The 14,217-nt window shown below is 58.0% G+C and carries 14 protein-coding genes; 7 read left to right on the top strand and 7 right to left on the bottom strand.

Annotated features, from left to right (window positions below; translation table 11 throughout):
• Positions 1 to 84: 84 nt before the first annotated feature.
• Positions 85 to 1,395 (bottom strand): NAD(P)/FAD-dependent oxidoreductase, encoded by a 1,311-nt coding sequence (locus HU724_RS00070; protein ID WP_186569466.1) that lies wholly within the window; start codon positions 1,393 to 1,395, stop codon positions 85 to 87.
• Between the two features lie 146 nt (positions 1,396 to 1,541).
• On the opposite strand from HU724_RS00070, the gene HU724_RS00065 reads away from it, so the two are divergent.
• Complete coding sequence (locus tag HU724_RS00065) at positions 1,542 to 1,895, top strand: YkgJ family cysteine cluster protein (RefSeq protein WP_065616970.1); 354 nt, start codon at positions 1,542 to 1,544, stop codon at positions 1,893 to 1,895.
• Between the two features lie 120 nt (positions 1,896 to 2,015).
• Here the strand turns inward: HU724_RS00065 and HU724_RS00060 are convergent, their stop codons facing one another.
• Complete coding sequence (locus HU724_RS00060) at positions 2,016 to 2,504, bottom strand: Lrp/AsnC ligand binding domain-containing protein (protein WP_010465173.1); 489 nt, start codon at positions 2,502 to 2,504, stop codon at positions 2,016 to 2,018.
• 153 nt (positions 2,505 to 2,657) lie between these two features.
• Between HU724_RS00060 and dadA the strand changes: the two genes are divergently transcribed.
• The 5 genes from dadA (at position 2,658) to HU724_RS00035 (ending at position 6,686) form a co-directional block, all read left to right on the top strand.
• A complete protein-coding gene (gene dadA / locus HU724_RS00055; RefSeq protein WP_039757381.1) occupies positions 2,658 to 3,962 on the top strand; it encodes a D-amino acid dehydrogenase in 1,305 nt (434 codons plus the stop codon).
• Positions 3,934 to 4,287: a RidA family protein gene (locus HU724_RS00050; protein ID WP_016772564.1), complete on the top strand. Its 354-nt coding sequence runs from the start codon at positions 3,934 to 3,936 to the stop codon at positions 4,285 to 4,287. The genes dadA and HU724_RS00050 overlap by 29 nt, the downstream gene beginning before the upstream one ends.
• A gap of 93 nt (positions 4,288 to 4,380) precedes the next feature.
• Positions 4,381 to 5,454, top strand: coding sequence for an alanine racemase (alr, locus tag HU724_RS00045; protein WP_186569479.1), 1,074 nt, complete (start codon positions 4,381 to 4,383; stop codon positions 5,452 to 5,454).
• An 88-nt stretch (positions 5,455 to 5,542) separates the two neighbouring features.
• Positions 5,543 to 6,091 carry a cupin domain-containing protein gene (locus HU724_RS00040; protein ID WP_186569465.1) on the top strand — a complete coding sequence of 183 codons (549 nt, stop codon included), beginning with the start codon at positions 5,543 to 5,545 and terminating at the stop codon, positions 6,089 to 6,091.
• Between the two features lie 181 nt (positions 6,092 to 6,272).
• Positions 6,273 to 6,686, top strand: a complete 414-nt coding sequence (locus tag HU724_RS00035; RefSeq protein ID WP_186569478.1) for a c-type cytochrome — start codon at positions 6,273 to 6,275, stop codon at positions 6,684 to 6,686.
• A gap of 55 nt (positions 6,687 to 6,741) precedes the next feature.
• Here the strand turns inward: HU724_RS00035 and HU724_RS00030 are convergent, their stop codons facing one another.
• From HU724_RS00030 to HU724_RS00020, 3 genes are read right to left on the bottom strand one after another with little or no spacing between them, the layout of a single operon-like run.
• Positions 6,742 to 7,461, bottom strand: coding sequence for an AAA family ATPase (locus tag HU724_RS00030; protein ID WP_122612745.1), 720 nt, complete (start codon positions 7,459 to 7,461; stop codon positions 6,742 to 6,744).
• Complete coding sequence (locus HU724_RS00025) at positions 7,454 to 8,335, bottom strand: ABC transporter ATP-binding protein (RefSeq protein ID WP_186569464.1); 882 nt, start codon at positions 8,333 to 8,335, stop codon at positions 7,454 to 7,456. Before HU724_RS00025 ends, HU724_RS00030 begins: the two co-directional genes overlap by 8 nt.
• A gap of 3 nt (positions 8,336 to 8,338) precedes the next feature.
• Entirely contained in the window at positions 8,339 to 9,217 is an 879-nt protein-coding gene (locus tag HU724_RS00020; RefSeq protein ID WP_186569463.1) for an ABC transporter ATP-binding protein, read from the bottom strand.
• A 305-nt stretch (positions 9,218 to 9,522) separates the two neighbouring features.
• On the opposite strand from HU724_RS00020, the gene HU724_RS00015 reads away from it, so the two are divergent.
• On the top strand, positions 9,523 to 11,445 hold the full coding sequence (locus HU724_RS00015; protein ID WP_186569462.1) for an acetyl-CoA hydrolase/transferase C-terminal domain-containing protein: 1,923 nt from the start codon (positions 9,523 to 9,525) through the stop codon (positions 11,443 to 11,445).
• Positions 11,446 to 11,577: 132 nt separating this feature from the next.
• Here HU724_RS00015 and HU724_RS00010 read toward each other — a convergent pair whose 3' ends face one another.
• Complete coding sequence (locus HU724_RS00010; RefSeq protein ID WP_016772573.1) at positions 11,578 to 12,150, bottom strand: xanthine phosphoribosyltransferase; 573 nt, start codon at positions 12,148 to 12,150, stop codon at positions 11,578 to 11,580.
• 57 nt (positions 12,151 to 12,207) lie between these two features.
• Positions 12,208 to 14,217 (bottom strand): DNA helicase Rep, encoded by a 2,010-nt coding sequence (gene rep, locus HU724_RS00005; protein ID WP_130926278.1) that lies wholly within the window; start codon positions 14,215 to 14,217, stop codon positions 12,208 to 12,210.

Below are 14,217 nucleotides of genomic sequence, written 5' to 3'. Positions count from 1 at the left end.
GTGCACACGAATGTTGTGAACACCCATAATCTCTGTGGGAGCTGGCTTGCCAGCGAAGGCGGCATCAGCGGCGCTGCAAAAACCTCAGACCAACTCTTTCAGCCGATGCCACAACATCCCCAACGCCAACAACGGCGAGCGCAAATGCTTGCCGCCGGGGAAGGTGATGTGCGGCACCTTGGCGAACAGATCAAAGCCGCCGCCATGCTGCCCGCTGATCGCCTCGGCCAGCAGCTTGCCGGCCAGGTGGGTGGCATTCACGCCATGTCCGGAATACGCCTGGGCGTAATACACGTTCGGCTGGTCGGCGAGCCGGCCAATCTGCGGCAAGCGGTTGGCACCGATGCCGATCATCCCGCCCCACTGATAATCGATTTTCACCCCGGCCAGTTGCGGGAACACTTCAAGCATCTTCGGTTGCATATAGGCGCCGATGTCTTTCGGATCGCGCCCTGAATAATGGCAGGCGCCACCAAACAACAAACGTCGATCCGCCGAGAGCCGGTAGTAATCCAGCGCTACCCGCTGATCACAGACCGCCATGTTCTGCGGCAGCAGGTTGTGCGCCTGCTCTTCGCTGAGCGGTTCGGTGGCGATGATGTAACTGCCGGCGGGCAGGACCTTGCCGCTCAGTTGCGGGTTGAGGTCATTGAGATAGGCATTGCAGCCCAGCACCAGGGTCTTCGCCCGCACCGAGCCTTGCGCGGTGTGCACCTTCACTTCGGGGCCGTAATCGATGCGCGTCACGGCCGAACGCTCGAACAACTGCACGCCCAGTTGCTGCGCCGCTGCCGCTTCGCCCAGCGCCAGATTCAGCGGATGCAGATGCCCGGAGCCCATGTCGATCAAGCCGCCGACATAGCGCTTGGAACCGACCACGGTGTGCATATCACTGGCCTGCAACAGACGGGTTTCGTAGCGGTAACCGAGGCCGCGCAACTCTTCGGCATCTTCGGCAAAATCGTCGAGATCGGAAGGCTTGTTGGCGAGGTCGCAGTAACCCCAGGTCAGGTCGCAGGCAATGCCGAAACGCTCGACGCGCCGGCGGACAATGTCCACCGCTTCCAGGCCCATGAGTTTCATCTCGCGCACGCCCTCGGCACCGATGACATTGGCGAACTGATCAAGGCCGTGACCGACACCGCGTATCAACTGCCCGCCGTTGCGACCGCTGGCGCCCCAGCCGATCCTGTGCGCTTCCAGCAACACCACGCTGAAACCGCGTTCGGCGAGTTCCAGCGCGGTATTCAGCCCGGAAAAGCCACCGCCGACCACGCAGACATCCGCCACCACTTCGCCTTGCAGCAGGGGATGGTCGGGCTGCGGCAGGCTGCTGGCGGCGTAATAAGAGGCAACGTGGGGTTGGCTCGCGGTGGTCTGGGCGCGGGCTGTCATGGGCATCATCCAACGGCTGAGTGTCGAGAAAATTTGACGGAGCATAAGCCGCACGCCCGAACGTGGGCAACATCGGTCGGCCGGCGGTGTCTGGATCCGGGCTTTTGCGGCACAATCGTTATCCCGCCACTTTGGTCACCGTTTCGATGAGCTGCAACAGTCAGAAAATTCGCACCCTGCGTCAGCAGATTCCCACGTTTGAATGCGTGCCGGGCTGCCACGACTGCTGCGGGCCGGTGACCACTTCGCCCGAGGAAATGGCCCGGCTGCCGCGCAAGACCCGCGCCGAACAGGATGCCGCGCTGGAAGAACTCAACTGTGTGCACCTGGGGCCGAATGGCTGCACGGTGTATGAAGAGCGACCGCTGATCTGCCGCTTGTTTGGTACGACCAAGACGCTGCCATGCCCGAACGAGCGGCGGCCGGTGGAGCTGATTCATCCGCGGGTAGAGAAGCAGATATTCGAGTACATGGCGGCGAATCGGCAGGTGTTGGTGTAAGCGATCGTTCCCACGCTCTGCGTGGGAATGCCTCTTCGGACGCTCCGCGTTCGGCCTTTGGGACGCAGAGCGTCCCGGGCTGCATTCCCACGCAGAGCGTGGGAACGATCAGTGCGGTGATCAATCCGGAATCGGCAGGCACAGGCTCTCTTTCACCTCTTCCATGACGATATAGCTCTTCGATTCACGCACATGCGGCAGCTTCAACAGAATGTCGCCGAGCAGTTTGCGATACGAGGCCATCTCGGAAATCCGCGCCTTCACCAGATAGTCGAAATCCCCTGACACCAAATGGCACTCCAGCACATGCGGCAGCTTCAGCACCGCGCGCCGGAACTCTTCGAATGTGTCACCGGATTTGTAGTCGAGGCTGATCTCGACGAACACCAGCAAGCTACCCTTCAAATGCTGCGGATTGAGCCGGGCGTTGTAGCCCATGATGATCCCTTCGCGCTCCAGACGCCGCACGCGCTCGGTGCACGGCGTGGTCGAGAGGCCGACCTTTTCCCCCAGTTCGGTGAAGGAAATCCGCCCGTCCGCCTGCAGGATGCGCAAGATGTTGCGGTCGATCTTGTCCAGCTCACGTTTGGTCTGAGTGTTGGTACGCATAGGGGATGCGCCTCCGTGAAAAGGGTTTTTGCCGAGAATTGTCGCCAAATATAGGCGCTTATATAGTGAAAAGCACTGGCATTTCTTTTTTACACTGCGCCCATCATTGCTCTAACAAACAGTTCGGCGAACAGCCGCGATGAGGGATTGAAAATGCGCGTCATGGTCTTGGGTAGCGGCGTCATCGGTACCGCCAGTGCTTACTATCTGGCCCGTGCCGGGTTTGAAGTGGTGGTGGTCGACCGGCAGCCTGCTGCGGCCATGGAGACCAGTTTCGCCAACGCCGGCCAGGTCTCGCCGGGTTACGCCTCGCCGTGGGCCGCGCCGGGCGTGCCGCTCAAGGCCATCAAGTGGCTGCTGCAGCGCCACGCGCCGCTGGCGATCAAGGCCACCGCCGATATCGACCAATACCTGTGGATGGCGCAAATGCTGCGCAACTGCACCGCCAGCCGTTACGCGGTGAACAAGGAGCGCATGGTGCGTCTGTCCGAGTACAGCCGTGACTGCCTCGATGAATTGCGCGCCGAAACCGGTATCGCCTACGAAGGCCGCAGCCTCGGCACCACGCAGTTGTTCCGTACTCAGGCGCAACTGGATAACGCCGCCAAAGACATCGCCGTGCTGAAGGAATCCGGCGTGCCGTTTGAAGTCCTTGACCGCGCCGGCATCGCCCGCGTCGAACCGGCGCTGGCAGGCGTGACTGACATTCTCGCTGGCGCGCTGCGTCTGCCCAATGACCAGACCGGCGACTGCCAGATCTTCACCACCCGTCTCGCCGAAATGGCGCGCAAGCTCGGCGTGGAATTCCGTTTCGGCCAGGACATCCAGAAACTCGACTACGCCGGTGATCGAATCAACGGCGTGTGGATTGACGGCAAGCTGGAAACCGCTGACCGCTACGTGCTGGCCCTCGGCAGCTACTCGCCGCAGTTGCTCAAGCCGTTGGGCATCAAGGCTCCGGTGTATCCGCTCAAGGGCTATTCGCTGACCGTGCCGATCACCGATCCTGCCATGGCGCCGACGTCGACCATTCTCGACGAGACCTACAAGGTCGCGATCACCCGTTTCGACAACCGCATCCGCGTTGGTGGCATGGCCGAGATCGCCGGTTTTGACCTGTCGCTGAACCCGCGTCGGCGCGAAACCCTGGAGATGATCGTCAACGACCTTTATCCTCAGGGCGGCAATCTGGCCGAAGCGAGTTTCTGGACCGGCCTGCGTCCGACCACGCCGGACGGTACGCCGATCGTTGGCGCCACGCCGTTCAAGAACCTGTTCCTCAACACCGGTCACGGTACGCTCGGCTGGACCATGGCCTGTGGTTCCGGTCGTTTGCTAGCCGACCTGATGGCGAAGAAAAAGCCGCAGATCAGCGCTGAAGGCCTCGATATTTCCCGTTACGGCAACCAGACCCAGGAGTCCGCAAAACATGTCAATCCAGCGCCAGCTCACCAATGAGCGCATGAGTCAGATCGTCAGCCACAACGGCACCGTGTATCTGGCCGGGCAGGTCGGCGACGACTTCGACGCCGGAATTGAACAGCAGACCCGCGACGTGCTCGCCAATATCGAACGTCTGCTCGATCTGGCCGGGACGGACAAACAGCATCTGTTGTCGGCAACGATCTATTTGAACGACATCGAAGCGCACTTCGCCGGGATGAATGCGGTGTGGGACCAGTGGCTGCCAAAAGGCGCCGCGCCGGCCCGCGCCACCGTCGAAGCGAAGATGGCCAAGCCGAGCATTCTGGTGGAGATCTCCATCGTCGCCGCGCTGCCATAACGTTCCCAAGATCCCTCTCCCGGTGCTGTTGGCGGTTCACGTCGTCAGTCAGCGCCGGTTTTTCTTCCCATGACCGCCCAGAAGTCTGCCGCCATGCGTCCTGCCCGTGCCCTGATCGACCTTCAAGCCCTGCGCCACAACTACCGAATTGCCCGCGAAGTCACCGGCGCCAAGGCGCTCGCCGTGATCAAGGCGGACGCCTACGGCCATGGCGCGGTACGTTGCGCCCAGGCGCTGGAAGCCGAGGCGGATGGTTTTGCCGTGGCCTGCATCGAAGAAGCATTGGAGCTGCGCGCTGCCGGAATTCGCGCGCCGGTACTGCTGCTGGAAGGCTTCTTCGAAGCTGACGAGCTGGCGTTGATCGTCGAGCATGACTTCTGGTGTGTGGTGCATTCGCTGTGGCAGCTCGAAGCGATCGAGCAGGCAGTCCTGAGCAAACCGATCACGGTATGGCTCAAGCTCGATTCCGGCATGCACCGCGTCGGCCTGCATCCGAAAGACTACCCAGCGGCCTATCAGCGTCTGCTGGCCAGCGGCAAGGTGGCAAAAATCGTGTTGATGAGCCACTTCGCCCGCGCCGATGAACTGCATGCGCAAAGCAGTGCCGAGCAGGTCGCGGTGTTCGAAGCGGCGCGTCAGGGTCTGGCGGCGGAAGTCAGCTTGCGCAACTCGCCCGCCGTGCTTGGATGGCCAGAAATCCAAAGCGACTGGGTACGTCCGGGCATCATGCTCTACGGCGCGACCCCGTTCGAAGAAGCCAACGCCGTCGCTGAACGCCTGCAACCGGTAATGACCCTCGAATCGAAAGTCATCAGCGTGCGTGAATTGCCGGCCGGCGAACCGATCGGTTATGGCGCCAGGTTCATCACCGACAAGCCAATGCGCATCGGCGTGGTCGCCATGGGTTACGCCGACGGCTACCCGCGCCAGGCGCCGACCGGCACTCCGGTGCTGGTGGCGGGCAAAACCAGCCGCCTGCTGGGGCGCGTTTCGATGGACATGCTCTGCATCGATCTGACCGACGTAGCGGAAGCGGGGCTTGGCTCGACCGTCGAGTTGTGGGGTAAGAACATCCTCGCCAGCGACGTGGCAAAGTGGGCCGATACCATCCCGTATCAGATCTTCTGCAACCTGAAACGGGTGCCAAGGCTCTATTCCGAGGGTTGACGCCGCTGCGGGGGCCAAGTGTTGTAAATACTGAACGCTGTCGCCATGATAACGCTCAATATTCTTACAACATCAGGAGGCTCCCGCCTTGGACGTCGGTGAACGACTGCAATCGATCCGCAAGCTCAAAGGGCTTTCCCAGCGTGAACTCGCCAAGCGCGCGGGCGTCACCAACAGCACCATTTCGATGATCGAAAAGAACAGCGTCAGTCCTTCAATCAGCTCGCTGAGAAAGGTGCTCGGCGGCATTCCCATGTCCATGGTCGAGTTCTTTTCCGAAGAGATCCTGCAGGAAGTTCCGACCCAGATCGTCTACAAGGCCAACGAGCTGATCGACATTTCCGACGGCGCCGTGACCATGAAACTGGTCGGCCGCGCCCACCCGAGCCGCGCCATCGCCTTCCTCAATGAAATCTACCCGCCGGGCGCCGACACCGGCGAAGAAATGCTCACCCACGAAGGCGAGGAAACCGGAATTCTGGTGGAAGGCCGCCTCGAACTGGTGGTGGGTCTGGAAACTTTTATCCTCGAAGCGGGCGACAGCTACTATTTTGAAAGTACCAAGCCGCATCGTTTCCGTAACCCGTTCGACGTGCCGGCGCGACTAATCAGCGCAGCCACGCCGGCGAATTTTTAAGCAGAAGGCGCCAGGCCAATATGGCAAAGGCCCCCGAACCGTTTTACCGATGGGCAACAAGACCCCTCTAACCATGGGGTTGTTTCAGTACAGCGGCCTACCCGCTATACTTGCGCCCGCCTGCGAACCGTGGCCGCAGGCGTGAATAGCCACCATTGAGGGTGAACGCGTGAACCTAATTATGAAAATGCTGGCTGCACCAGCAACCGTACTGGCCCTCTGGGCTGTCAGCGCTCAAGCTGCGACAAATGACGACATCGCCAAACGCATCGAGCCCGTTGGCCAGGTGTGTGTTCAGGGGCAGGAATGCAAAGGCATGGAAGTGGTTGCAACGGCTGGCGGCGGTGGCGGAGCAAAAGCCCCTAAAGACGTGATCGCCAAGCACTGCAACGCTTGCCACGGTACCGGCCTGCTTGGCGCGCCGAAGATCGGCGACAAGGCAGCCTGGAAGGAGCGCGCCGATCATCAGGGTGGTCTGGACGGCATCCTCGCCAAGGCCATCACCGGCATCAACGCCATGCCGCCAAAAGGCACCTGCGCCGATTGCACCGATGAAGAGCTCAAGGGCGCGATCAAAGAGATGTCCGGTCTGTAATCAGCGGCGCCTTTGAAAAAAACCGTCTTCGGACGGTTTTTTTGTGCCTGCAATATCACTGCATGTTCTTCGTGATATAAGCGCCGGCGGAATTGAGCACCGCTTTGTACACGGCGTAAGCATCGGTATCTTCAGGCGCTATTTGCTCGCAGCGCCCTCCTGATATCTGCCTAAGATCACATCCCGGGATCGACATGATGAGGGGAGAGTGAGTAGCGATGATGAACTGCGCGCCGCCGCGCGACAGCTCCATTATCCGGTTGATAAAAACCAATTGCCTCAACGGGGATAACGATGCTTCCGGCTCGTCGAGCACATACAGACCTTGGGCTTTGAATCGATGTTGAAACAACGCCTCCATGGCTTCACCGTGCGACAGGCAATGCATATCCACGCCGCCGTAGTAGCTCTTTATTTCGGGATCAAAGCTCGCCTCTGCATCAAGCTTGCGAATTGCAGTATTCAAGTTGTAGAAGGTTTCTGCCCTGTAGAAAAAAACGTCCTTCTCCCTTCGGTAGCCTTTTGAGAGCGTCAGGCTTTCGTACAGTTTTGAATGAGTATTCTCAGTCGAGAAATTGAAATTCTTCCCACCGCCTTCTGGATTGCAGCCTGACTTGATGGCAATAGCTTCAAGTAATGTGGATTTCCCAGCACCATTTTCGCCAATAAAAACCGTTATCGAGTTGCGCAGTTCAAGGGGGAAGAGGTTTTGCAGCCGGTCACCCACCGTCACGTCTGGCTTCAGGCGTATTTGCTGGATAAACAGATCATTCATATCGATGCCCTCTAAAGATCCTATCAACGGATACCTTCACGCCAATCATCGTTATGCCGAGTCTTATCGAACCAGTGCTGGCCATGGTAAAAATTCCGATATTACCGAGACAGGCAATAAGACGCTCGCCAAATAATTCCGGCGTGGCAGCGGCGCTGAAGAAAATAACCGATACCGTCCCCGCCGATATAGCCATTTCCGGCCAGAAGGATTGTATGGCGCTTGCTTTCAGATACTTGTAGCGTGCTCTTACCGTGTCCTTCAAATATCCATAGCTTCTGATGAGTTGCATTTTACTTTGCTTGCCATCGCTGGAAACGTTGAAGGCGCTGATAAGCGACTCTTTGTACAAATCTTCCTTCGACATTTCTGCTGCATATAACCGCTGGATTACAGGCTTGGCAAATCTTAATTGCACACACGTCAACACAATAATTAAAGCGATGGGCAGGAAGAAATAGATGTTTTCCCGGAGCAGAATATAGGCTGCGGAAACCGTCAAAATGCAAGAGCCCATGAGGTGGATTGTGTCATGAATGACGGAAGCAATTTTTTCCGCGTCTTCTTTTATCAATGTCACCCGAGAACATAATGGAGAGGGGCGTTTATCATGCACAATGAAGTTGATAAGTAGAAAGCGGGATCTTGCTTCTATGAGCGTTGCCAAGGAATTGCCCAGAGCTTGGCTTGATAGCTTGGTTAGAAAAACAGCGATAAGAGTGAAATAAAATTCAGCGTTGATGGAGCCAGTAGTAAGAGCCGACAGGCTCTTTGCGATGACTGATGGTATTAACAATTGACATATACTTGCTACGGTAAGGCAAATAACCGAAAGCAGAAAAACGGTCAGGTTATTTCGCAAGCATATAAACATAGTTCAATGCCCCTCGTGCTGCAGTTCGTAGCTACGAATTCGACTACGTCTATAAGATGCCTCTCTGCTCGAGTAGTAGATAGATATCAGTGACATCGTGGGGCTCAGAACGCGTTCAAGATAGATGGCTGAGGCAAAAATTGAGCCTATATTCGTTTCGCCAACGCTTAGCAGATGGGCCGATACCAATAATAAAACCACTATCGCTACCGGATAACATGTGCCTGACATTGATTCGAATGTTGTGGCTTTGAGACTTGAGCGAAAAGCGAGGCGCTCGATATTTTTTATATCGATCTTGATCCTGTTGGTGTATGGCTTTGCATTAAGCAAAAGCTCACAGATGGCGCCTATTGTTACGGTGTTTTCTTGAACGTACTCAGCAAACAGTGAGTTGCTATTTTTTCGAGTTATAAGGTATGCCGCAATAGCATAAACGAGGCCGGTAAGTGGTGCGAGTGCCAGAAGTGGATGATAGTGGGCCGTCATCAGGAGCGCACCGATAATGATGCCGCAGTTCAATGATACATCCAGATAAATTGAGTGATATAAGTATATCGAGCCATCAACGTCTCCATCGATGAGATCGATCCGCTCGCCTGGTTTTTGCGTATGCTCGAAGCTTCTGTCTAGTAGGCGATTCAGGATTGCCTTCTTCAGAATAAATCTTGTTTTGGACGCGGTTTTTTGTAGATAGATGTTGGCTGCCAGCTTTAATGGGGGCGAGGCGATGAGGAGGAACGAAGCGCCCGCGAGCGCGTATAAATATAAACTTTCACTTGCCAAGTATAGGTTGATTGAATTGCCTATTAAATAGGGTGATGTGCTTGTAAGAATCGCAATGCCTACACCAAAGCAGCAGAGTATCAGGTTGCTTTTCATTAGAGGTCAGTGCTTCCGAAGAGAGGTTTTATTTGCAAAGCGTTTGAATCCTGCTTCCAAGGCTACCTGTGTAGGCAATAAGTACAATTGAGACGTGTCTGGTAGTTACGCGTGATTGAATTACAGGTGATGTAGGAAAAGAGTTGTGCGTTTGTGAGGCAGTTCGTCTTGCCGACTTAACAGTCGGTGATTCGCCATCTGTCGAAACTTTGGCCCTTTTTTTTCGCACCAATCACCTTCCCTCTGAAGTAATTCCCCGGCAATCTCGGTCTACCCCTATCAACGGAACGGGCGGGAGGCTTCAGATGGTGCAGTTGTGTTCGATCGAACAGGCGGTGGACGACGTATTGGCGCGTTTGCCTGCGCACATCCACATGGGCCTGCCGCTGGGGTTGGGCAAGCCGAATCACTTCGTCAACGCGCTGTACCGGCGCATCAAGGACCTGCCCGAGCGGCAGCTGACGATCTATACCGCGCTGTGCCTTGGTCGGCCGAATCTGGGCGATGGCTTGCAGAAGCGCTTTATCGAGCCCTTTGTAGAGCGGGTGTTTGGTGATTATCCGGAGTTCGATTTCCTCGCCGATCTGCAGCGCGACAGCCTGCCCGCCAACATTCGTATCCAGCAGTTTTTCATGCAGCCTGGCAGTCTGCTCAACAGCGCGCCGGCGCAGCAGGATTACGTCAGCAGCAATTACAGCCATGCCGCTCGCGACATCAACGCAGCGGGTCTCAATCTGGTGGCGCAATTGCTCGCCAGCAGCAGCGAACACCCTGATCGCTTAAGCCTGAGCTGCAACCCGGACATCACCCTCGACCTGTTGCCGATGATCGCCAAGCGTCGCGAAGCGGGGGAGACCATTGTGCTGGTCGGCCAGGTGCATACGGATCTGCCGTACATGCCCGGCGATGCGGAAGTCGATATCGACACGTTTGATTTGCTGATCGACGAAAAGGACAGCAGCACGCTGTTTTCCACGCCGAACATGCCGGTGGGCTTTCAGGATCATTTCATTGGCTTGCACGCCAGTACGCTGGTGCGCGATGGCGGCACATTGCAAATTGGTATCGGCTCGATGGGGGATGCGTTGACTGCTGCGCTACTTGCCCGTCAGGCCGATAACGCCGGTTATCAGGCGTTGCTCGGTGACATCAACCTCAGCCAATGGGCGCAGTTGATCCAGCGCGAGGGCGGCACCGCGCCATTTGCCAAAGGCCTTTACGGTTGCAGCGAGATGTTCGTCAACGGGCTGTTGGTATTGGCGGATGCCGGGATCATTCGGCGCAAGGTCTATCCGGATGTGCCGACTCAGCAGCAGGCCAACGCCGGTACCCTCGACGAAGCCGCGCAGCCCGACGGTATCTCGGTGCACGGCGGCTTCTTCCTTGGCCCGCGCAGCTTTTATGAACGTCTGCGCGAGTTGCCGCAAAGCAGGCTGCTTGAATTCAACATGACCCGCATCAGCTACATCAACGAACTGTACGGCCAGGAAGAGCTCAAGCGCTTGCAGCGCATCGATGCGCGCTTCATCAACACCGTGTTCACCATGACTCTGCTCGGCGCCGGCGTGGCTGATCAATTGGCAGACGGACGCGTGCTCAGCGGTGTCGGTGGGCAGTACAACTTTGTTGCTCAGGGCCACGCGCTGGAGGGCGCGCGATCGATGTTGATCCTGCGCAGCTGGCGCGAGTCCGGCGGCGAGGTCAGCTCCAATATCGTCTGGGACTACGGCCACTGCACGATCCCGCGGCACCTGCGCGACATCGTCGTCACCGAGTACGGCATCGCCGACCTGCGCGGAAAATCCGACGCGGCGGTGATCGAAGCGTTGCTCAATATCAGCGACTCGCGGTTCCAGCCGGGGTTGATCGAGCAGGCGCAGACAGTCGGTAAGCTGCCGAAGGACTTCCGTCTCGATCCACGGTTTGCCGACAACACACCGCAACGCTTGCGGGCGATTGCCGCACGGCATCCGAACCTGTTTCCGGAGTATCCGCTGGGCTGTGATTTCACCGCCATCGAACGGGATCTGCTGCGGGCGCTGAACTGGCTGAAGAGCAAGTTCAAGCTGACCGAGATTTTGGAACTGGGCAAGGCAGCGCTGGATGCGCCGGAGGCCTCAGCTTTCCCAGAACATCTTGAACGGATGCAGCTGACGAATCCGGAAGGCTTGAAGGAGGACCTTTTCCAACGCCTGCTGCTCACAGGCCTGAAAGCTACCGCACAGTAACTGCCCACCCCCAGAACCCACTGTGGGAGCGAGCCTGCTCGCGAAAGCGGTGTGTCATTCACTCAACAGGGTGACTGACACAATGCATTCGCGAGCAGGCTCGCTCCCACAGGGGTAACTCGGTGCCGCTGGTTACTCGATGAAGGTAACGACGCCATCCTTCAGCGATTGCACGCGAGCCAGCGACTCGACGCGGTAGCCCTGCGAGTCCAGTTCGGCGCGGCCGCCCTGGAACGACTTTTCGATGACGATGCCCAGACCGGCAACGGTGGCGCCGGCCTGTTTGATGATCGAGATCAGCGCTTGCGAGGCCTTACCGTTGGCCAGGAAGTCGTCAATGATCAGCACGCGGTCGCTGCTGGTCAGGTGGCGCGGGGAGATGGCCACGGTGCTTTCGGTCTTCTTGGTGAACGAGTAGACGGTCGCCGAGAGCAGGTTTTCAGTCAGGGTCAGCGACTGTTGCTTGCGGGCGAAGATCACCGGCACGCCGAGGTTCAGACCGGTCATGATCGCCGGGGCGATGCCCGAAGCTTCGATGGTGACGATCTTGGTGATCCCCGAGTCCTTGAAGAGCGCGGCGAATTCGTCACCGATCAGCTTCATCAGGGCCGGGTCGATCTGGTGGTTCAGGAAAGCGTCGACTTTCAGGACCTGATCGGAAAGCACGATGCCTTCTTCGCGGATTTTTTTGTGCAGTGCTTCCACAACAGCTTCCTCTGTTGGCGCGATGGGCGCCGAAGGTAGATTAAAAAGTAGTCGATTCTAGCGCTTTAACATCGCGCGTATGTCGGCCAATGCGCTATTGCCACGCACGGCTTTGACTTCAGTCGGGGTGTCGTCGTTGCCTTCCCAGGCCAGATCGTCCGGCGGCAGCTCATCCAGAAAGCGACTCGGCGCGCAGTCGATGATTTCACCGTACTGCTTGCGCTTGGCTGCGAAGGTGAAGGCCAGGGTCTGACGGGCGCGGGTGATGCCCACATAGGCCAGGCGGCGTTCTTCTTCGATGGTGTCGGCTTCGATGCTGGAACGGTGCGGGAGGATTTCCTCTTCCATGCCCATGATGAACACGTAGGGAAATTCCAGCCCTTTGGAGGCGTGCAGCGTCATCATCTGCACACCTTCGGCACCGTCCTCTTCTTCCTGCTGGCGCTCGAGCATGTCACGCAGCACCAGTTTGCCGATGGCGTCTTCGACGGTCATTTCGCCGTCTTCGTCTTTCTCGAGGGTGTTTTTCAACGCCTCGATCAGGAACCAGACGTTGCCCATGCGGTAGTCCGCCGCCTTGTCGCTGGAGCTGTTGGTACGCAGCCAGTTCTCGTAGTCGATGTCCATGACCATGCTGCGCAGCGCCGAGATCGGATCTTCGCCGGCGCACTGCTCGCGGACCTTGTCCATGAAGCGCTTGAAGCGCGCCAGGCGATCAGTGAAGCGGCTGTCCAGATGCTCGCCGAGACCGATTTCGTCGGTGGCGGCGTACATCGAGATCTTGCGCTCGGTGGCGTAGTTGCCGAGCTTTTCCAGGGTGGTCGAGCCGATCTCGCGGCGCGGCACGTTGATCACGCGCAGGAAGGCGTTGTCGTCATCCGGGTTGACGATCAGGCGGAAGTAGGCCATCAGGTCCTTCACTTCCTGGCGACCGAAGAAGCTGTTGCCGCCGCTCAGGCGATACGGCACTTGGTGGTGTTGCAGCTTCAATTCGATCAGCTTGGCCTGATAGTTGCCGCGATAAAGAATCGCAAAATCGCTGTACGGGCGGTCGGTGCGCAAGTGCAGGCTGAGGATTTCCATGGCCACGCGCTCGGCTTCGGCGTCCTCGTTGCGGCAGCGGATCACGCGGATCTCGTCGCCGTGGCCCATCTCGCTCCACAGCTGTTTTTCGAATTCGTGCGGGTTGTTCGAGATCAGCACGTTGGCGCAGCGCAGGATGCGGCTGGTGGAGCGGTAGTTCTGCTCCAGCATCACCACTTTCAAGGACGGATAGTCGTCCTTGAGCAGCATCAGGTTTTCCGGACGTGCGCCACGCCAAGCGTAGATCGACTGGTCATCGTCGCCGACCACGGTGAACTGGTTGCGCTTGCCGATGAGCATCTTCACCAACAGGTACTGGCTGGCGTTGGTGTCCTGGTATTCGTCGACGAGCAGGTACCGCACCTTGTTCTGCCACTTTTCGAGAATGTCGCCGTGTTCTTCGAAGAGCTTTACCGGCAGCAGGATCAGGTCATCGAAGTCCACCGCGTTGAACGCCTTGAGCGTGCGCTGATAGTGGGTGTAGACGATGGCGGCGGTCTGCTCCTTCGGGTTGCGCGCGTTTTCCAAGGCCTGGGCGGGCAGGATCAGGTCGTTTTTCCAGGCGCCGATCATGTTCTTGATCTCGTCGACGCCGTCGTCGCCTGCGTATTCCTTCTGCATGATGTCGGTCATCAGGGCTTTGACGTCGGTCTCGTCGAAGATCGAGAACCCGGGTTTGTAGCCCAGCCGCGCATGCTCCTTGCGGATGATGTTCAGGCCCAGGTTGTGGAAGGTGCAGACGGTCAGGCCACGCCCTTCGCCGGCACGCAACAGGGTGCCGACCCGCTCTTTCATCTCGCGCGCGGCCTTGTTGGTAAAGGTCATGGCGACGATGTACTGGGCGCGGATGCCGCAGTTCTGGATCAGGTGCGCGATCTTGCGCGTGATCACGCTGGTCTTGCCGGAGCCAGCACCGGCGAGCACCAATAGAGGGCCGCCGACGTAGTTCACGGCTTCTTGCTGCCGGGGATTGAGTCGGGACAT

This window comes from Pseudomonas iranensis, assembly GCF_014268585.2.
Classification (GTDB): domain Bacteria; phylum Pseudomonadota; class Gammaproteobacteria; order Pseudomonadales; family Pseudomonadaceae; genus Aquipseudomonas; species Aquipseudomonas iranensis.
Note: the sequence above shows the minus strand (reverse complement) of the source record. Positions and strands in the feature narration are given on the sequence as shown.